This is a genomic window from Schwartzia succinivorans DSM 10502 (genome assembly GCF_900129225.1).
In the GTDB taxonomy this organism is placed as follows: domain Bacteria; phylum Bacillota; class Negativicutes; order Selenomonadales; family Selenomonadaceae; genus Schwartzia; species Schwartzia succinivorans.
Map to the genome: position 1 here is coordinate 64,856 of NZ_FQUG01000004.1, position 20,587 is coordinate 85,442.

The 20,587-nt window shown below is 43.8% G+C and carries 14 protein-coding genes; all 14 read right to left on the minus strand.

What is annotated here, in order from left to right; genetic code table 11:
• Positions 1–3 precede the first annotated feature (3 nt).
• The 14 genes from BUA83_RS05180 to BUA83_RS05245 all read right to left on the minus strand — a co-directional run bounded on the left by BUA83_RS05180 (position 4) and on the right by BUA83_RS05245 (position 20,537).
• A complete protein-coding gene (locus tag BUA83_RS05180; RefSeq protein ID WP_072935150.1) occupies positions 4–1,254 on the minus strand; it encodes a BaiN/RdsA family NAD(P)/FAD-dependent oxidoreductase in 1,251 nt (416 codons plus the stop codon).
• Positions 1,254–1,991: a pseudouridine synthase gene (locus tag BUA83_RS05185; protein ID WP_072935151.1), complete on the minus strand. Its 738-nt coding sequence runs from the start codon at positions 1,989–1,991 to the stop codon at positions 1,254–1,256. The genes BUA83_RS05180 and BUA83_RS05185 overlap by 1 nt, the downstream gene beginning before the upstream one ends.
• A 16-nt stretch (positions 1,992–2,007) precedes the next feature.
• Positions 2,008–3,102: a D-alanyl-D-alanine carboxypeptidase family protein gene (locus BUA83_RS05190; protein WP_159430479.1), complete on the minus strand. Its 1,095-nt coding sequence runs from the start codon at positions 3,100–3,102 to the stop codon at positions 2,008–2,010.
• A gap of 121 nt (positions 3,103–3,223) precedes the next feature.
• Positions 3,224–6,628 carry a DNA polymerase III subunit alpha gene (locus BUA83_RS05195; RefSeq protein ID WP_072935152.1) on the minus strand — a complete coding sequence of 1,135 codons (3,405 nt, stop codon included), beginning with the start codon at positions 6,626–6,628 and terminating at the stop codon, positions 3,224–3,226.
• A gap of 107 nt (positions 6,629–6,735) precedes the next feature.
• Positions 6,736–8,400: a ribonuclease J gene (locus BUA83_RS05200; protein ID WP_094756483.1), complete on the minus strand. Its 1,665-nt coding sequence runs from the start codon at positions 8,398–8,400 to the stop codon at positions 6,736–6,738.
• A 326-nt stretch (positions 8,401–8,726) separates the two neighbouring features.
• Positions 8,727–9,299 carry an anthranilate synthase component II gene (locus tag BUA83_RS05205; protein WP_072935154.1) on the minus strand — a complete coding sequence of 191 codons (573 nt, stop codon included), beginning with the start codon at positions 9,297–9,299 and terminating at the stop codon, positions 8,727–8,729.
• Complete coding sequence (locus BUA83_RS05210) at positions 9,280–10,794, minus strand: anthranilate synthase component I family protein (protein ID WP_407695186.1); 1,515 nt, start codon at positions 10,792–10,794, stop codon at positions 9,280–9,282. Before BUA83_RS05210 ends, BUA83_RS05205 begins: the two co-directional genes overlap by 20 nt.
• Positions 10,795–10,830: 36 nt before the next feature.
• Entirely contained in the window at positions 10,831–11,649 is an 819-nt protein-coding gene (trpA, locus tag BUA83_RS05215; RefSeq protein WP_094756484.1) for a tryptophan synthase subunit alpha, read from the minus strand.
• The gene (gene trpB / locus BUA83_RS05220) at positions 11,646–12,830 is read right to left on the minus strand and encodes a tryptophan synthase subunit beta (protein ID WP_072935156.1); all 1,185 of its coding nucleotides are present in this window, start codon (positions 12,828–12,830) and stop codon (positions 11,646–11,648) included. The genes trpA and trpB overlap by 4 nt, the downstream gene beginning before the upstream one ends.
• A 40-nt stretch (positions 12,831–12,870) precedes the next feature.
• On the minus strand, positions 12,871–13,671 hold the full coding sequence (gene trpC / locus BUA83_RS05225) for an indole-3-glycerol phosphate synthase TrpC (RefSeq protein ID WP_072935157.1): 801 nt from the start codon (positions 13,669–13,671) through the stop codon (positions 12,871–12,873).
• A gap of 14 nt (positions 13,672–13,685) precedes the next feature.
• A complete protein-coding gene (locus tag BUA83_RS05230; RefSeq protein ID WP_072935158.1) occupies positions 13,686–14,300 on the minus strand; it encodes a phosphoribosylanthranilate isomerase in 615 nt (204 codons plus the stop codon).
• Between the two features lie 470 nt (positions 14,301–14,770).
• Complete coding sequence (gene tyrS, locus BUA83_RS05235; RefSeq protein WP_072935159.1) at positions 14,771–15,991, minus strand: tyrosine--tRNA ligase; 1,221 nt, start codon at positions 15,989–15,991, stop codon at positions 14,771–14,773.
• A gap of 16 nt (positions 15,992–16,007) precedes the next feature.
• The gene (locus tag BUA83_RS05240) at positions 16,008–18,104 is read right to left on the minus strand and encodes a transglycosylase domain-containing protein (protein WP_072935160.1); all 2,097 of its coding nucleotides are present in this window, start codon (positions 18,102–18,104) and stop codon (positions 16,008–16,010) included.
• Positions 18,105–18,164: 60 nt separating this feature from the next.
• Entirely contained in the window at positions 18,165–20,537 is a 2,373-nt protein-coding gene (locus BUA83_RS05245; protein ID WP_072935161.1) for an endonuclease MutS2, read from the minus strand.
• Between the last annotated feature and the right edge of the window lie 50 nt (positions 20,538–20,587).

Here is a 20,587-nt window from a genome sequence, read left to right on the forward strand (position 1 = left end):
CTTTTAATTTTCGTCCATGTTCCAAACACTCCAGTTTCCTGCAGCATAGCCCATAGAAAATGCTGCCTGGAGATTATAGCCTCCGGTGAATCCGTCTATATCCAAAACTTCACCTGCAAAATAAAGTCCTTTGATGATTTTTGATTCCATTGTTTTGGGATTAACTTCCTTAACAGATACGCCCCCGCAGGTGACAATCGCTTCATCCAAAGGCCGTGTCTTTGAAATACTGATAGTCAGATGCTGCAAAAGATTTACAATTCTGAAGCGCTCAGCACGGGTAAGCTGGTTTACAGGCTTGTCCGGGTCAATAAACGCCAAATCCAGTATTATCGGAATCATTCTCATTGGAAGTAAATCGTGCATGGCATTTTTTATTGATTTTTTCTGATACAGCTCAAAATCCCTTTCAACTCTTTTTTGAAGCTGTTCCGGAGTAAGCGCGGGCTTTAAGCTGAGCTCCAGCTCCACTTCTTTTTCGTCATGCAGGGCAAAAGCGGCAGTTCTGCTCAACGTGAGAATTATCGGCCCCGTAACACCAAAATGCGTGAACATCATTTCGCCAAATGCGTCAGCAGTTTTTTCACCGTCCACCAGCAAATCCACATGCACATTTTTCAGAGACAGTCCCTGAAGCTCAGCCACCCATTCTTCTTCGGATTCAAGCGGGATGAGTGCAGGCAGCAGTGGGATGATTGTGTGCCCTGCTTCCTTTGCGAGCTCTGCCCCGCTGCCATCGGAACCGGTTTTGGGATATGAAGCCCCACCGGCGGCAAGAATTACTGCATCTGCCTCAAGTATTTCTCCGTCCTTCAGCTGGACGCCTGTGACCTTCTGTTTATGAAAGACAATATGCTTTACTTCTGATTTTACTGCTACCTCTACTCCTGCTTCATGCAATTCATGAAGCATCGCATTAACGCAGTCATCCGCATGGTCACTGACAGGAAAAACTCTGCCACCGCGTTCAACCTTTGTGGGCACAGAAGCATCTTCAAAAAACTGAATAACGTCCTGATTATCAAAGGCCTTAAATACACTATGCAGAAAAGCACCGTTACCAGGAATATTTTTTATTATCTCCTGCATATCGGCAGCATTTGTTATGTTGCACCGGCCCTTTCCTGTTATGCGCATCTTTTTGCCTACGCGGTCAGTCTTTTCCAGCAGACACACATCAGCTCCGTTACGGGCTGCAGCAATTGCCGCCATCATTCCGGCAGGGCCTCCGCCAATTACAAGTACCCGGCTCATTATTTCTTTTCCTCCGTACCGCTTAATTCGTACAAGCTTCTGATTTCTTCTTCAGTTAAGGGACGATGCATACCTCGTTTTAATCCTGAAAGATTAAGCCCCGCGAATTCTGTACGTTTAAGGCTGTTAACAGGGTGCCCCACAGCCTCGCACATACGGCGTACCTGTCGGTTTCTTCCTTCGTGAATCATTATTTCCAGCTTTGTTCGGTTGTTGGGTATATCACGAAAAAGAATCCTTACGCCCGCAGGAGCGGTCATTCCGTCGGAAAGCTCTATGCCGTTTTTCAGCATCAGGATTTCTTTATCGGTCGGAATACCTTCTACTAAAGCAACATAGGTTTTATAAACTTCATATTTCGGATGCAGAAGTCCGTTCATCAGACTGCCGTCATTGGTAAACAGCAGCAATCCTTCTGTATTTCCGTCAAGTCTACCGATAGGGAAAATCCGCTCTTTTACTTCGGGGAAAAGGTCTATGACTGTTTTCCGTCCGCGGTCATCCTTTACTGTTGAAATATATCCCTTCGGTTTATTCAACATATAGTAAACAAGAGCTTCTTTACGTTCAATGGGATTTCCGTCAACAAGTATTGTATGGCCCTCTAATTCGGTCTTATAGCCCAGGCTGTCAATGACCTCGCCGTCAACCGTAACTCGTCCGGCCAGAATTATTTTTTCTGCCTCACGGCGGGATGCAATCCCTGCCTGCGCTAAAATTTTCTGCAGTCTTTCCACACAATTCTCCTTCAAATCAAGTAAACAGCGAATATATAAGCCTGAACAATGATTTACGTTCAATTGACTCTGATGCAATCAGCGAAACAGAAGCAACTTGTTTTCCATTGTACAAGATGATTTCATTTCCGACAACATCTCCGCGATGTATTCCCGCATTCAGGGAATCCGGAACATCATATTTAACATCGTATTTATCCCGGTCTGTTTTGCACTTCGGCAGGACAACCGAATCCTCGGCTACCAGGTCAACCATCTTCTTGCTGCCGCCACGTACCGGCACAGCTGCTGCTTTGCTGCCTTTTTTTACGACCGTTACAGGCTCGATATTTTGAAAACCGTAATTCAGCATAGCAATAGAGTCATTCCACATATACAGGCTGTCAAAGACAACCGCTATGAGCTGAATTCCATTTCTTTTGGCGGCAGAAACAAGACATCTTCCCGCGTCATCAGTATATCCTGTTTTTACACCATTCGCTCCATTGTATATCCACAAAAGAATATTTTCATTTTCAACGTCTCTGTTATACGGTTCTCGCTCCCGCAGCATCATGTGATTTTTTGAGGAAACAATATTCTCAAACCCCGGAATTGAATAACCGTATGCCGTAAGCATTGCCAAATCCCGTGCCGTGGTATAATGCTGCGGATCAGGCAGCCCGGAAACATTCCTGAAGTTGGTATGCACCGCGCCAAGTTCATGTGCACGTTTTGTCATTTTTTCGGCATAATTTGCGCTGCTTCCCATATAATGCTCAGCTATCGCAGCTGCCGCGTCATTTCCCGAAACCAGCATCATCCCATACAATAAATCTCTAATCCTGACACGCTCATCATATTCCAGCCAGACAGTTGAGCCTTCCGTATCAGCCGCATTGACGCTTACCTTTGTTACATCATCAAGATTTCCTTTTTCAAGTGCCATAATCAGCGTCATTATTTTCGTCGTGCTCGCAGGATAACACAATGCATCAGCATTACGCGAATAAAGAACCCGCCCTGTCAACGCCTCTATCACTATAGCAGATTTTGCCGTAACAGAAGGAAGCGCATCATTAGCCGAAACGTAATAAGCGAAATCATCCGTACCGGATATATTATTAGTCATAACCTGTCCCTCACAGGCTGCATATCTGCTACCCATGAAGAACATACTCAATCCAATGACAATACTTAAAAACTTTATTTTTTTTGATTTATTCAGCCACTTCAAGTTATGTATCACCTTGTCAACGTTTAAGAATACTTCCCTTACCAAACAGATTTTCAACAGCAGCTATAATATCCGCACTGTCGTTCATCCAATAGGAAGCATTGGTTTTTATTTTTTGATTTTTGTCTTTAATAAATAAATATACGACGTGATTTCCGTGGTTTTTCGCAAAGATATCATTCAATTTGGCAAAATTTTCATCATTGGCCATTCCCTCCGGTACGGTGATGTAATATTCAAACTGATAGTCCTTGATCGATTTTATCCATTCAACAATTATCTTTGCACCTGTATCAGTCGTATTGACACGTCCCTGTAAGACGACCAGCGAATCATCTACAAGTAAATCCATATTGTCGTAAAAAACATTAGGAAATACTACACATTCTACCCCATTGGTAAAGTCAGAAATTGATGCAAACGCCATCGTATCGCCTTTTTTTGTCGTCATACGTTTTACAGAGGAAATAATTCCTGCGACACGGATAAGCTGGCGATCCTTCTTTTGACCGGAAATTATATCTCGTATCGGAACAAGATTATTTACCAAATCCCTGTAAGCATCCAAAGGATGTCCTGAGATATAAAATCCTATAAGCTCCTTTTCCCATGAAAGAATTTTGTCAAATGACTCCTCAGGGATGTCAGGATATGTGATTTCTATAGCGTCCTCAATTGCCTCATCCGAAAACAGCCCAATCTGGCCATTTGCATGGTCTTTTTGCAGTCTTGCGGCATTGTCGATGATTTTTCCGCAAACTACCAGCATTTGCGACCTTTTTACACCAAAAGAATCAAACGCACCGCATTTTATCAGACTTTCCAATACCCTTTTATTTATAACAGATGAATCAATGCGCTCACAGAAATCAGATAACGACTTGAAAGCTCCGCCATCTGCTCTGACCTTTTCGATTTGTGTAATAGCTGCCATTCCAATATTTCTGACAGCCGCAAGGCCAAAACGGATTGCCTGTGAATCCACGGAAAATGTAGCACTGCTGGCGTTAATATCCGGGGGAAGAATCTGTATCCCCATTTTTTTCGCTAACTCAATATAAGTCGTTACCTTATCATTAAAATCGACAACGCTTGTGAGCATAGCTGCCATAAATTCAGCAGGATAATGTGCTTTTAAGTAAGCAGTCTGCCACGCAACCAACGCATATGCCGCACTGTGTGACTTATTAAATCCATAGTTTGCGAAATGAGTTAACAGCTCAAAAATACGTTCAGCCAGTTTGCTGTCTATTTGATTGGCTACCGCGCCCTTCAAAAAGACTTCCTTCTGCTTCATCAAAAGCTCAGGTTCCTTATGTCCCATCGCCCGCCGCAAAAGGTCAGCCTGCCCCAGAGAAAATCCGGCAAGCACCTGAACGATTTGCATAACCTGCTCCTGATAAAGAATGACGCCGAAGGTTTCTTTTAATATCGGCTCAAGTAAAGGATGCAGATACGTTACCTTCTTTTTACCTCTGCGGCCTTCAATGAAGTCCTGAACCATTCCGCTTCCCAATGGACCGGGCCGGTAAAGCGCAACAGTCGGAATAAGGTCTTCAAATCCTGCTGGATGAATATCCTTCACAAGAGCTGTCATTCCTGCGGATTCCATCTGGAATACAGCCCCCGTTTTCCCTTCGCATAGCATCTGCGCGGTCTTTTCATCCCGGGAAGGAATCGTCCTGACATCAAAATCCTCGCCTGTTGATTTCTTGATATTAGCGATAGTATCAGCAATAACGGTCAAGGTTCTGAGACCGAGGAAGTCCATTTTGAGCAGCCCCAGCTGCTCTACGAGGTCTTTATCATATTCAGTAATCAAAGTGCCGTCATCTGCCTGCTGTACCGGCATATATTCTGTTAAAGCATCACGGGCAATAACAATTCCGGCTGCATGTGTAGATGACTGCCTCGGAAGACCTTCTATAGCTCTTGCCAGGTCAATCAATCTTCTGATCTGCGAACTGCCCTCATACTTGCGTTTCAAATCCTGGGAATCATTTAACGCCTTTTCCAATGTTATTCCCAGTTCTGTAGGAATCAGCTTTGCTACCTCATCAACCTCTGAATAAGGCATATTCAAAACTCTGCCCACATCACGCACGGCACCCCTTGCGGCCATAGTGCCGAAGGTTATAATCTGTGCAACATGGTCGGTTCCGTAGCGTTTCTTTACGTATTCTATAACCTCCTTGCGTCTTATGTAACAAAAATCCACGTCAATATCAGGCATAGAAACACGTTCAGGATTCAAAAAACGCTCAAAAAGGAGCTTATATTTTAAAGGATCAAGGTCAGTAATACCCAAAACATAGGCAACAATACTTCCGGCCGCGCTTCCTCGCCCCGGACCGACTGCAATACCCTGTGAACGCGAAAAGTTAATATAATCCCATACAATCAGGAAATAGCTGTCAAATCCCATTCGATGGATGATTTCCAGTTCATAATCCATTCTCTGCTTCACTTCATCAGTGATATCCGGATATCTCGAAGAAATATTTTCCTCGCAGAGTTTTCTGAGATATTGCTCATCTGTCATTCCGTCAGGAAGAGGAAATCTCGGCAAAAAATGGTTCCCAAAGGTAAAGTTTACATTGCATCGCTCGGCAATCTTCGCAGTATTCGACAAAAATTCCGGGTTATCGGGAAAGAGCGCTTCCATTTCCTCTTCTGATTTTATGTAAAAAGAATCACCCTTAAATCTCATTCTTCCGGGATCATCAATCGTTTTACCTGTCTGAATGCACAAAAGAACATCCTGTGCCTCAGCATCTTCCTTCCGTACATAATGAGCGTCATTTGTCGCTACGACACCCAGGTCATATTTCTCAGCTAAAGCGATAAGTGACGGTATAACCTTTTTCTCCTCAGGTATTCCATGATCCTGAAGTTCAATGAAAAAGTTATCCTTTCCAAATATCTCGATATACTCTTTTACCAGATTATCCGCCTTTTCAGGATTGTCCTGTATAAGTGAATGCGGTATTTCCCCAGCTATGCAGGCCGACAGACAAATCAATCCATCGTGATATTGGCGTAAAAGCTCCTTATCTATCCGAGGTTTATAGTACATTCCCTCTGTATTTGCCAGAGAAACCAGTTTAACAAGATTTCTGTAGCCTGTCTCATTTTCTGCCAGAAGAATCAGATGATAATAACGGGTATGATCAACCTCGTATTTTTCTTTTCTTGACCGTGGTGCTAAATATACCTCACACCCGATAATAGGCTTAATACCTGCTTTTACAGCTTCTTTATAAAAGGTTACGGCACCATACATATTGCCATGGTCTGTGATAGCAACAGCATTCATTCCCAGTTCTTTCACACGTGCTATTAAATCAGGAATTCTGCTTGCACCATCAAGGAGACTATACTCTGTATGAACATGCAGGTGTACAAACTTGCAATCGGCCATAGACAATACCCCTTCTTTACAAAAAGATTCAAACGGTAAGAGATTATTCACTAACATTCAAAAAGGCTGCCTCCGGATATTTCCGGGCGGCAGCCCAATACATATTCTTACACTTCCATAATAATCGGAAGTATCATCGGACGCCGGCGCGTCTTTTCGAAAAGATAGCGGCCAAGTGCATCACGAACATTCGACTTAATCGCAGCCCACTCCGTAATATTACTATCCTGACAACGCTCAAGTGCCTGTTCTACCCGCTCACGTGCTTCATCCATCAAAGCCTCGGACTCACGTACATACACGAATCCGCGTGAAACAATATCAGGTCCTGACAAGACTTCTCCGGTCTGCTTGTTCATTGTAAGAACAATAATCAGGATTCCATCCTGGGAAAGCTGGCGGCGGTCACGAAGAACGATATTTCCAACGTCTCCAACGCCAAGACCATCAACCAGAACACGGCCTGCAGTAACCTTTCCGGTTAAAGCACCTTTTTCTTTTGTAATTTCCAAAATCTGCCCGTTTTCGCCTATGAAAATATTTTCCTTCGGCATTCCCAAGTCACGGGCCAATTTTGCATGCTTAACCAAATGATGGTATTCACCATGAACCGGCATAAAGAACTTAGGACGAACCAGATTGTGCATAAGCTTAAGTTCTTCCTGACTTGCGTGACCGGAAACATGAATTCCTTCATTTCTTCCGTATATTACATTTGCGCCAAGCTTCAAAAGATTGTCAACAGTACGGGATACTAATTTTTCATTTCCCGGTATAGGGGTAGCGGAAATAATTATCGTATCACCCGGAACAATGTTCACCTTACGATGGTCAGACATTGCCATACGGGTAAGTGCCGACATCGGCTCTCCCTGACTTCCTGTCGTAATGATAACAACCTGCGAACCGGTGTAGTTTCCGATTTCATCAATATCAATAAGAGTACCTTCCGGAGCATGAATATAACCAAGCTCCAGAGAAATATTTACGACGTTAACCATACTTCTTCCAAGTATGGCAACCTTCCTCTTGTACCTGCATGCAGTATCAATTACCTGCTGGATGCGGTGTACATTTGAGGAAAATGTTGCAACTATAATACGCTGTTTTGCATTATGAAAAGCCTTGTCAAAAGCAATACCAACCGTACGCTCGCTTGAAGTATGTCCTTCTTTTTCAGCGTTTGTACTGTCAGCCATCATAAGAAGAACGCCTTTGTTTCCTAAATCGGAAAAACGCTTGAAATCTGTCATTTTCCCATCAATAGGAGTGTAATCAAGCTTAAAATCGCCTGTATGCACAATCATTCCCAGCGGTGTCTTTATGGACAAGCCAACTGCATCCGGGATACTGTGATTAACACGAATAAACCCAACACTAAAGCAGCCGGCATTTATGATGTCACCCGGCATAACAGCATGAAGATTGCCGCAGTCAACATTATTTTCCTTCAAACGGCCCTCTAAAATACCCAGCGTAAGCCGCGTTCCATAAACCGGAACATCAATCTGCTTCAGCACATACGGCAGCGCACCAATATGATCCTCATGCCCATGTGTCAAAACAATACCTCTAACTTTATCACTGTTCTCCAAAAGATATGTTATATCAGGAATAACTAAATCAATACCAAGCATATCTTCATCAGGGAACATTAATCCGGCGTCAATCAGAAGAATATCATCCTCGTACTGGATAACGGTCATATTCTTTCCGATTTCGCCTAATCCGCCCAACGGAATAATCTGCACTTTTTGTGGTTCTTTACCCAAAAAACTGCACCTCCATATATTTAATTTTTTGTTTTCTGTCCGATCCGTTCAATTTGCAAATAGTAAAAAACAACCGATCAAATCAATTAGTATAATTATAACGCATTCGTTCAAGTTTTACCAGTGGTAAAACTTCCTCTGTCAGCGTTTTAACAAGGCAGTGAGAGATTTCCTGCCGAGTTATAACGCCTTCGTTCCAGTTTTGCCGTAGGCAAAACTTCATCTGTCGGCGTTTGTCAAAAACAAAAAAGCCCAATCTCTGCTGAAATAAAGTAAAGCAATAGCTTCACTCTTAAATTTCAGTGAGATTGGGTTCAATTTCAAAATCAGCGTTTAATACTCTTCAGCCAGTTTTTCATCATAAGCGGGCCTTCCGGAGTAAGAATGGATTCAGGATGGAACTGTATTCCCTGCACATCATATTTTTTGTGCTTTACCCCCATAATCATTCCACCTTCAAGCTCACTTGTAACCTCAAGGCAGTCAGGCAGGGTTTCGCGGTCAATAATCAATGAATGATATCGTCCTATTTCGGCACCCTGAGATACTCCTTCATATATCCCCTTGCCGTTATGCTTGATTTTTGATACCTTTCCATGAATGATTTCCTTTGCACGCACAATTTTTGCGCCAAAGACCTCACCTATAGCCTGATGCCCAAGACAAATTCCGAGTATAGGCAGCTTCCCCTTAAGACTGCCAATCAAATCCTCAGTTATTCCTGCATCCTTGGGCTCACCGGGGCCGGGTGAAATAACGATTGCTTCGTAGCCCCGTGTTGCAACGTCGGCTACACGAATTTTATCATGCCGTACAACATCAACATCTGCCCCCAATTCAGAAAGAAGCTGGTAGACGTTGTAGGTAAATGAATCGTAATTATCTAAAAGCAACAACATCGTTTTCCACCTCCTCTACAACCTCGAACAGAGCCTTTGATTTCTGCAAAAACTCATTGTATTCTTTTTCAGGCACAGAATCCGCAACAATACCTGCTCCTGACTGTATAAATGCCTTGCTGTCGTCCTCTATCCGCATTGTTCTCAGGGTAATACAGACATCCATATTGCCGCAGAAATCAAGATATCCGACACATCCTGCATAGCTTTCCCTGCGTACAGGTTCAAGCTCATGGATAATTTCCATGGCTCTCAGCTTAGGTGCTCCGCTGACAGTTCCTGCAGGAAACGCGGCTTTCAATACATCCATGGGAGTATATTCCGGGCGGAGCGTTCCGACGACCTCGGATACCATGTGAATTACATGGCTGAACTTTTCAATCGCTCTCAGCTTTGTTACCTTTACCGTTCCCGGAAGACTTATTCTTCCGATATCATTTCTCGCCAAATCCACCAGCATGGAATGCTCCGCACATTCCTTCACATCAGCTGCAAGGTCTATTGCCAATGCCTTATCTTCCTCATCATCACGGCCTCTGCGTCTTGTCCCGGCAATCGGATAAGTATAAACCTTATCTCCTTCAACCTTCACAAGCCGTTCCGGTGATGCTCCCACGAGCTTTACTCTTCCAAAATTCAGATAAAACATGTACGGAGAAGGATTTACCTGGCGAAGCCTGCGGTAAAAATGGAATGCCGGCTTTGTAATCTTCTCCGTGAACTGGAAGGATGGAACAGCCTGAAAAATATCCCCGGCGAAAATATGCTCCTTGATTTTACGGATAGCATTCAGAACACGTTCAGGCGGATTTTTGTACCGCTTAAGGAAATCCACCTTGTCATTGCGCTTTTTGATTTCCTTTCCGTTTTTTTCCACCGGAGCCAATATTTTATTCTGAAGCTCCTCCATCTTTTCGACGGCCTGCTCGTACGTTTCCTGCGCAGTTTCAGGAGTTGTTTCAGTAAGCAGTACAAGCTTGGCAATATTTTTCAATGCGTCAAAAATAACCATTACACGGCAAATCATGAACTGACCAAGTATCTCATTTTCTCCCAGCTCCATCCCGCGTACACGGTCAAAGGTTGAAACAATTTCATAATTGAAATACCCGATCATACCGCCATTAGCCAGTGGTACCTCCGAGTCAGCAATGGCAGGGTGATATGATGAAACATATTTCTTTATGGTTTCAACAGGCGACCCTGTCATATATTTCATCAAATCATTTTCTTTTATCATCAGGTGGTCTTTGAATACCTGGAGTCTGACGAATGGCTCCGCGCCTATGAAGGAATACCGTCCGAACTGCTGATGGCTGGTATCAACGGACTCCAATATATAACCCTTACCGTCACCGACGAGCTTATAGTAAACAGAAACGGGAGTATCCAAATCGATAGATATTTCGGCAGAAACAGCTATAAGATTTGTCTTTTTGGCTATCTTTTTGTACTCCGGCAAAGCAGGAGTCATACATATTTTGTTATTATTCATTATTTAACATCTCCGCGAAATCCAGACCAAAAAATATTAGGCATCCAGAGCCGTTCTGAGTGATGCAATGAACTTTTCCGCTTCTCCCAGCTTATTCTGCAAAATTTTGCTTACTACAGCGCTGCCTACGATAACAGCATCGGAATGCTTTGCAGCAGCAACAGCAGCCTCCGGTGAACCGATTCCAAAGCCAACAGCCAAAGGTACATTAGTTTCTTTTTTTACAAGCTCCGCGACCTTACCGATTACTTCGTAATCAATAACGGCAGCCTGACCGAAAGCCTGTGCTCCGCCGTCACGCGCACCGGTTACACCGTTTACGGATACTGCATAGATGAAGCCGTCCGCGCTGGAGCATGTTTCCTTCATGCGTTCAACGGTTGTCCCCGGAGTAACAAACTCAATCAGGTGGAAATCTTCTTTTTTGCAGACAGCTCTTATATCCGCGCTTTCTTCATGGGGAACGTCAGGAATAATCATACCGTCGAGGCCTGCTTCCTTGAAATCCTTCACGAATTTTTCGACACCGTAATGAAGAATGTTATTGATATATCCCATACCAATAAGAGGAATTTGCGTCTCCGTGCGTATCTTTTTTATTAAATCAAGCAGTCTCGTAAGGTTCATTCCACCCTTTATTGCTTTTATTCCTGCTTCCTGAATCACCGGTCCGTCCGCCAGCGGATCCGAGAAAGGAATACCAAGCTCTATAACATTTGCCCCTGCACGCTCTGCTGCCTTCACAGCTTCAATCGTACCTGCCTCATCAGGTACTCCTGCCATCAGATATATAAAGAGTCCTTTTTTATTTTGATTTTTGAGTTCAGCCAGAACTTTATCCAATCGTGTCATTATTCAATCCCCTCCCCCAGAATTTTTGCAACCATCTGTACATCCTTGTCACCGCGTCCCGACAGGCAAAGTACAACTACCTCGTCCTCTTTCGTCTGCGGCATGAGTTTTTCGAGATATGCAAGTGCATGGCTGCTTTCCAGTGCCGGAATTATACCTTCAAGCTTTGAAAGTCTCCGGAACGCATCAAGAGCCTCTGTATCAGTAACAGATACGTATTTTACGATACCCTCATCCTTGAAATATGAATGCTCAGGGCCGACACCCGGATAATCAAGGCCTGCAGAAACAGAATATGCTTCAACAATCTGTCCCTCAGGTGTCTGAAGCACGTAGCTGTATGCTCCATGAAGAACACCCGGTTCTCCTGCTCCCGAAAGGGTTTTCGCGTTGTCTCCGCTTGTATCGCTCCTGCCGCCTGCTTCAATACCGAACTTCTTTACATCCTTATCATTTCGGAATTCATAGAAGGTACCGATAGCATTGCTTCCGCCGCCAACACATGCCAGCAGGTAATCAATACGGCCGCCGGCCTCTTCTTTAATCTGCTGACGGATTTCCTCACCGATGCAGGACTGAAAATCACGTACAATTGTAGGATACGGATGAGGACCGACTGCTGAACCGATTATGTAATGAGTATCCTCAACATGGGCTGCCCAGTAACGGATTGCCTCACTTGTAGCATCCTTAAGTGTACCGGTTCCGCTTGAAACAGGTATAACCTTTGCTCCAAGAAGCTTCATGCGGAATACGTTCAGCTTCTGACGCTCCATATCCAGTGCGCCCATAAAAACACAGCAGTCCAGACCAAACAATGCCGCAGCCGTTGCTGTTGCGACGCCATGCTGCCCTGCACCCGTCTCAGCAATAATCTGCTTCTTTCCCATACGCTTGGCCAGAAGTGCCTGACCGAGAGCGTTATTGATTTTATGGGCACCTGTATGAAGCAGGTCCTCACGCTTCAGATAAATCTTTGCCTTGCCATAATGCTCAGTAAGCTTTTTAGCGTAATACAGCATTGTAGGTCTGCCGGCGTACTTGTTGAGATAATATCTTACGTCTGCCTTAAAGCTCTCATCATCCTTATATTTTTTATAGGCTTCCTCCAGTTCCTTCAATACAGGCATAACTGTCTCAGGAACGTACTGCCCACCGAACTTTCCAAATCTTCCCTCTGTCATCTTTATTCCTCCCGTGTTTGTCTTTATCTGAATTTTTCTATCAGGCACTTTTACCGTTTACCGCGGAAACCAAAGATAATTCTCTTGTCTTTGCTGAAATATCATCTGCCCGGACCAGGCCTTCGCCAACAAGAATTCCCTGGAACCCCGCGTCCTGCAGCACAACTGCATCCTCTGATGTAAATATTCCGCTTTCACTTATGAGAGTACGGTTATCTACATGACCAAGTTTTTTTGCCAGTTTCAAAGAATTGTCAATATCCGTCGTGAATGTAGTCAGATTTCTGTTGTTGATTCCCAAAAACTCAGCCGGTGTTGACAATGCTTTTTCAAGGTCGTCTTCATCATGAATTTCAATTAAAGCATCCATGCCAAGTCCCCATGCGGTATACAAAAATTCAAGAAGCTGCTGTCTTGGCAAAATTCTTGCAATCAGCAGTACTGCATCTGCCCCAAGCATACGTGCTTCATAAAGCTGATATTCATCAATGATGAAGTCCTTTCTCATAATCGGCAGAGAAGTTTTTTCTCTGACCGCTGTTAAATCTTCATTTTTTCCCAGAAAATGCTCATCCGTATGTACGGATAACATGCTCGCTCCATTTTCCTCATAAATTTTCGCCAGCTCAAGTACGCTGTGTGTTTGACATAATCTGCCTTTGGCAGGACTCTGAAGCTTACATTCCGCAATCAGATTCCAGTTTGACCTGTGCATATTATGCGATGCCATAAACTTTCCGTGATTGATTTTTTTCTTTATCTCAGCTAATGGTACATTCTTTTTTTGAGCTTCAACCTTTATCTTTTTATCTTCAACAATCTCTGCCAAATAATTTCTCATCGTGGCTCCTCCTGTCATATACCTTTGGATTTCTTCAAAAAGCTGCGTATTTTCTCCGGTGACTTGCAGTTGTTTATTTCAAGACTGCTCGAAACATCTACGCCTATGTTGTCATCCGGAAACAATTCCTTCAGTTCAAAAATATTATCTTCTGTAATGCCTCCTGCAATTAAAACAGGCTTTTTTATCATCTTTATTTCTTTGGCAGCCTCATGCCAGTTGAAAACCTCTCCCGTTCCACCGTTTGTCTTCTTGTTAAAGCTTTCTATCAGAACAATTTCACAGGGATATTTATTTATTGCTTCAACATCAAAGTCATCATGCCATCGAAATGCCTTAATAACCGGAAGCCCGATTTTTGACGCGTATTCGGCACTCTCATGACCGTGAAGCTGTACATAATCTATACAGGTAAAATCTGCTATCGTGTTAACACGTTCAAGATCTTCATCCAGAAAGACTCCAACCTTTTTTATGCTCTTATGTTTGCTGGAAATGCCCTCTGCCAGTCCAGGGTCTAAATAACGTTTTCTTCCTTTTACAAATATCATTCCAAGGAAGTCGCCATTGCCCTCTACAACCGCATCAGCAGCCTCATTTGTTTTGATTCCGCATATTTTGACCAGCATCCTTAAACCTCCCAACAAAAAAACCATTCCGTCACGCAACCTTTAAGCTGCGGGGCGAAATGGTTTCGCGGTACCACCCGTATTTTAGTTCATAGGTATAAAAAAACCATTTCACTCCCAAAGGGAATGAAATGGTTCTGCCACCCTATGTAACGTCTCATCGAATACAATAAATATATTCTAGCTATGTAACGGTAGCTCCCGTCCCCGCATACTCACGCCAAAACGCTTTAAGCAGGCTCTCACAGGTCCATTCACACTGCCTCTCATGTCGATCATCACACCTCCGGAAACCGGTTATCGACTCGCTGTAATGAGGTAATGCTGTGCTACTATTTCCTGTTCAACGATTTGAAATATTCATTTTCGATATTTCAAATAATAAGGCTAAACGTAACATGTGTCAACACAAATTTGTAACTTTAATCGAATTTTTATAAAAAAAAAGAGTGTTAAGTGTTAACTAAGATTTATTTGCTCTGCAGGCGATAATACTTTTTCTTACCTTTTCTCACTATCGCACTGCCATCATTAAAGTCTGCTGCTGTAAGTACATAGTCAACATCCGTTACCTTTTCGTCGTTAAGAGTCAGTCCGTTCTGCTGCACCAGTCTTCGCCCTTCACCCTTTGAAGCAAAGACACCGTTCTGAGTCAAAACATCTATCAGCTTTTCTCCGCCGGAAAGAGCAACGTCTATTGTCGGCATATCTTCTGCAGAACCCTGTCCTGAGAACAGCGCCTCTGCAGCCTCTTTTGCCTTCTTAGCTTCTTCTTCGCCATGTACAATCTTCGTAACCTCGAAGGCCAGAACCTTCTTGGCTTCGTTAATCTCGGCATCCTTCAGTGCACCCAAACGGCGTACTTCATCCATCGGCAGGAATGTCAGCAGCGCAAGACATTTTTCAACATCAGCATCGTCAACATTGCGCCAATACTGATAGAAATCATACGGAGAAGTCTTCTCTGCATCAAGCCAAAGCGCTCCGCCTGCAGTTTTACCCATTTTCTTTCCGTCACTCTTGGTCAGAAGCTTATTGGTAAGTCCGTATACAGCAGTATTGCTCTTACGGCGGTTCAGCTCAACACCGGCAATGATATTTGACCACTGGTCATCTCCGCCCATTTCGAGCTTGCAGTCATATCTGCGGTTCAGTTCGAGGAAATCATAGGCCTGCATTACCATATAGTTAAATTCAAGGAAAGTCAGTCCCTTTTCCCAACGCTGTTTATAGCATTCTGCAGCAAGCATACGATTGACAGTAAAGCATGCTCCTACATCACGAAGCAAATCAATGTAATTCAGCTTGCGGAGCCAATCTCCGTTATTTACCATAATGGCCTTGTTATCGGAAAAATCAATGAACCGCGAAATCTGCTTTTTGAAGCACTCGCAGTTATGCTCAATGTCTTCATCTGTGAGCATTTTGCGCATATCCGTACGGCCGGAAGGATCTCCGACCGTGCCTGTTCCACCGCCAACAAGACAGATAGGAACATGACCTGCACGCTGCAGATGTGCCATTGCCATAAGGGCTATAAAATGACCTGCATGGAGACTGTCTGCTGTCGGGTCGAAGCCGATATAAAATTTAACCTTTTCAGTTTCAAAAAGCTTCCGAAGCTCCTCTTCATTTGTACATTGTGCTACAAATCCGCGTTCAACTAACGTATCATATACATTTTGTCCCATCAAAGAAACTCCTTTATCAATTTTTTCCTTTTCCCATATTACCATTCATGCTTGGTGCGGATGGTGCCGGAGAAGCCGGCTGTGCAGGCGCATTCTGTTCTCTGCGTCCTGCATCATTTTTGGATGGACGTGCAGCCGGTGCCGGATTTTCTGAAGCAGCATTATTTTTGTTATTCTTCTTTCGGTCATCCGTTACCTTAGTACTCTTGTCATCAGCTAATTCACCAATGGCATCCTTATACGCTGAAACACCGTCAAACTGTTTTACAGGCATATCCTTAACAGCCTGCTCCATAAACAGCCGCCATATAGTCGCAGGCATAGTACCGCCAGTCATGCCGTCCAGATCGCTGTTATCGTCGCAGCCAATCCACACGCCCGCTACAAGATCTGTTGTATATCCGACAAACCATGCATCACGGTAATCACTGGTCGTTCCTGTTTTGCCTGCTGCCGGACGGCCGATATTGGCCCCTGTTCCTGTTCCGCGCAGTACAACGCCCTGAAGCATTCCTGTCAATTCAGCAGCACTGCTTTCACTTATTACAGTACGTTTCTGCGGATTCGCCTGTTCAAGCACCTTTCCGTTTCTGTCCAAAACCTTAAGAATAGCAACAGGCTCTATATGTACACCCTTATTTGCGAATGTACCATAAGCACTTGTAAGTTCAAGCGGGGTTACACCTTTTGTTAAACCACCTAAAGAAGCCGCGAGATTTCTGTCATTCATCGGTCCGTCCAAAACAAAGGTGGTAATACCCATCTCCTGGGCATAATATATAGGTTTCTCTATTCCCAGCTTCTGTGCGATTTTTACTGTCGGAACATTCAGGGACTGTTCGGCAACTGTCCTCAGAGTTACCTTTCCGCTGAATGTACGGTTATAGTTTTCCGGTTCCCAATCCCCTATACGGACAGGACTGTCTTCAATTATTGTTGAAGCCGAAAAATTATTTTCCAGTGCCGCCGCAAAAACAAACGGCTTAAATGCAGAACCCGGCTGACGCTCAGCCATTGTTGCCCTGTTGAACTGGTCAGTTCCACGGCCTCCGACCATTGCTTTAATCTGTCCTGTATGCGGATCAATTGCAATCAATGCTCCCTGAGGCTGCTGGATTCCCTGGGCATCAGTTTCAAAGGTTGGAAGATTTGCCATGGCTGCTTCCGCTGCTTTCTGCTTGTCCATGTCAATTGTAGTGTATATCTTCAATCCCTGCTGATAAACTGCATCTGCGCCATATTTATCTATCAAAATCTGTGTAACATAATCAATGAAATACGAAGCCGTTGTTGAATTCGAGGTTTTTTGCGGCTTTACAAGCTTCATGTTTTCTTTTTTGAGCTTATCCGCCGTTGCTTTCGAAATATAGCCATACTTTGCCATCTGATCAAGTACAGTAGATTTTCTCTCCTGTGCCGCTGTTAAATCGTTGAAGGGCGAATAATAATTTGGGCTTTTAGGTATACCTGCCAGCATTGCGCATTCATTCAAATCAAGGTCACTGGCATTTTTGCCAAAGTACGTCTTGGCAGCTGCCTGAACTCCATACGCGCCTTGCCCGAAATATATCTGATTCAAATACATTTCCAGGATTTCCTGCTTCGTATACTGACGTTCAAGCTGAAGCGCCAAAAACATTTCCTGAACTTTTCGCTTTAAGGTTCTTTCCTGTGTCAAATATGCATTTTTTGCAAGCTGCTGTGTTATTGTAGAGCCGCCTTCAGCCACAGTACCACCGGAAATATTCGTCCAAAGTGCGCGCAGAATACCCCGTGGGTCAATTCCCGAATGTTCATAAAATCTGGCATCCTCAACGGCAACAAAGGCATCCTGCAGTCCTTTCGGTATCTGATTCAGCTTCACCGGAACGCGGTTTTCAGCTGCGTGTATATTGGCAATTTCGTTGCCATTAACATCATATATCTGCGAGGATGCAGACGGAGTCAGATCGCCTGCAAGATTTGGCTTGGTATTCATGCTTGCCGTCAAAAAACCACAGCCAATGCCTGTGAGCATAACAATGACAACAATTAAAAAGCCGAGTAAAATCCGTCCCCAGCTGCTTTTCTTTTTTGACTGCGTTTTTTTCTTTCCGGCAGAATGCTTTTCCATTGAAAAATCCTCCTTCATGAATCCTTTCCATTTTACCATAAATAAACAAAGAACGCAGTTTTATTTTAAGTAAACAACTGTTGCTCCGGAACCGCCTTCATCTATATCAGCAAAAATGAAATTTTTCACGCTCTTATGCCTCTTTAAATACTCATGAATTCCTTTTCTGAGCGCTCCTGTCCCTTTTCCGTGAATTACGAGTATGTCCTTCAGTCCGGCAAGCTCAGCATCATCAATAAATTTGCCGACACACTGCTCACCTTCATCTACCATCATTCCTCTGATATCAATCTCACGACGAACATTCTGAGCTTTCTGCAGAAGCTCGCGTGCTCCGTTTTTCATGCTGCCTTTTTCTGCTGGAGACTTTTCTGCCCTTGAAACAAAACGGCAGGAGTCAGCAGATACCTTTGTCGTCATATTTCCAAAATCTACTTCAATAGATTTTCCTTTTTTCGAAATTACACGCCCTTTTTCATTCAGTGCAGTAACAAAAACAATATCCCCTATTTCAAGCTTCTCTGTATCAATTCTTTCTTTGTATATCGTGCTGGTTTTGAATTCAGGCCGTACGGAATCAGATAATTCGGATAAACGGCCGCGCGCGTTCTGGATTGTACTTTGCCGTTTCTTTACACCGTAATCATTAAACTGATCCTTGAGCTCCTGAATAATCTCTTCAGATTCGCGTTTTGCACGGCGGATGATGGTGTTTCCTTCACTTCTTGCCTGTTTCAAAATCTGAGTTTTCTTCTCAGACAATTCTTCACGCATCTTCCGAAGCTTTTCTTCCAGTTTTCTCGCGTGCTCCTGCCGTTCACGAATTTCCTCGTTTCGCTGCTCATAAAGAATCTTTTCCTTTTCGAGGGCATCCACGACATGCTCAAACTGTGCGTGGTCTTCCCGAATCAATTCCTGAGCACGCAAAATCAATGCTTTACTCAAACCCAGCCTGCGACTGATTGCAAAAGCATTACTTGCTCCCGGAATACCCGTAAGAAGACGATATGTCGGACGAAGTGTCTTCAAATCAAACTCCACACACGCATTTTCGATGCCGTCATGTGTGTAGGCAAATGTTTTCAATTCGGAATAATGTGTTGTAGCAACAACAGAAATATTCCGCTCATGCAGTGTCTCAAGAATAGACATCGCAAGCGCGGCACCTTCCTCAGGATCTGTCCCTGCTCCCAGCTCATCCAGGAGTATCAGATCTCCGCTTTCTGCTTTTTCCAATATATCAACAATATGCCGAATATGTGAAGAAAATGTGCTGAGGCTTTGTTCTATGCTTTGTTCATCCCCTATGTCAGCATAAATATTCTCATAAAACGCAACATCAGAATCAATTTCCGCAGGGATGAAGCAGCCGGATTTTGCCATAAGCGCAAGCAATCCCAGTGTTTTCATGCTTACAGTTTTTCCGCCTGTATTCGGTCCTGTTACCAAAAGCATTGAATATTCCCCGCCCAGAGCAATATTTACAGGAACAACTGTATCCTTACTGATCAGCGGATGTCTTGCCTGTTTAATGTCGGTCAGGCCGGATTTATTCAGCTTTGGACGTGTACCGTTCATATCCACAGCCAGTTTTGCCTTTGCAATCGTAAAATCCATTCTGCCCAGAATCTGCATATTCTGCGAAAGTTCAGAGGAAACTTTACCTATCTCCTGTGAAATTCTGCGCAATATACGTTCAATCTCCTGTTTTTCCTCCAATGTCAGCTGCTTCAGATCATTGTTCAGATTAACTATTGCCATAGGCTCAATGAACAGTGTTGCCCCTGTTGCCGACTGGTCGTGAATGATACCGGGAAATGCGTAACGGTATTCCTGCTTAACAGGGATAACGTAGCGGTCGTCACGAATAGTAACAATGCTGTCCTGAAAAAACTTCTGATAAGAAGGATTATGAAGCGTTGCGGATAGCTGAGTTTTTACATCGCGCTCGGTCTTTCTTATGCTTTTCCGTATTCTTGCCAATTCGATTGTAGCTTCATCCCGAATTGTCCCGTTTTCATCTACCGTATTTTCCAGACGCCGTTCAAGCTGCCCCAAAAGCTCAATGTCATGTGCCCAGCTCTTCAAAATCGGGACTTCCTGCTCGATTTCCTTGAAATATTTTTTCACGGCACGCATAACATACATTGAGTCCCGCACAAGAAGCAGTTCTTCCATATCCAGGAAAGCACCGCGTTTTACCTTCTCAAGCTGCTTTCTGATATCACGCATACCTCCGATTGGCGGCATTGCTCCTGACTGAAGCAAAATGAATGCTTCCTCTGTTTCATCAAGCAGCCTCAGCGCATCATCAAAATCTTCCGCAGGGCGCAGCTTTTCAGCCAGCTCTTTTCCCAAAACAGAACCGGCTTTATCCACCAATAGTTTGCGGAATTTATCAAATTCCAGCGTTTTTTCTTCTTTTTCCTTCATCAAAACACCTTTTTTAATGCTTTATTCCAACGAAGCATAAGAGCAATCTT

Coding starts and splice junctions, on each gene's coding strand:
- BUA83_RS05245 (WP_072935161.1), bottom strand. CDS start 20,537: ATGAAGGAAAAAGAAGAAAAAACGCTGGAATTTGATAAATTCCGCAAA.
- trpB (WP_072935156.1), bottom strand. CDS start 12,830: ATGACAGAGGGAAGATTTGGAAAGTTCGGTGGGCAGTACGTTCCTGAG.
- BUA83_RS05230 (WP_072935158.1), bottom strand. CDS start 14,300: ATGCTGGTCAAAATATGCGGAATCAAAACAAATGAGGCTGCTGATGCG.
- BUA83_RS05190 (WP_159430479.1), bottom strand. CDS start 3,102: ATGACTAATAATATATCCGGTACGGATGATTTCGCTTATTACGTTTCG.
- BUA83_RS05205 (WP_072935154.1), bottom strand. CDS start 9,299: ATGTTGTTGCTTTTAGATAATTACGATTCATTTACCTACAACGTCTAC.
- tyrS (WP_072935159.1), bottom strand. CDS start 15,991: ATGGGACAAAATGTATATGATACGTTAGTTGAACGCGGATTTGTAGCA.
- BUA83_RS05240 (WP_072935160.1), bottom strand. CDS start 18,104: ATGGAAAAGCATTCTGCCGGAAAGAAAAAAACGCAGTCAAAAAAGAAA.
- trpC (WP_072935157.1), bottom strand. CDS start 13,671: ATGAGAAATTATTTGGCAGAGATTGTTGAAGATAAAAAGATAAAGGTT.
- BUA83_RS05210 (WP_407695186.1), bottom strand. CDS start 10,794: ATGAATAATAACAAAATATGTATGACTCCTGCTTTGCCGGAGTACAAA.
- BUA83_RS05195 (WP_072935152.1), bottom strand. CDS start 6,628: ATGGCCGATTGCAAGTTTGTACACCTGCATGTTCATACAGAGTATAGT.
- BUA83_RS05180 (WP_072935150.1), bottom strand. CDS start 1,254: ATGAGCCGGGTACTTGTAATTGGCGGAGGCCCTGCCGGAATGATGGCG.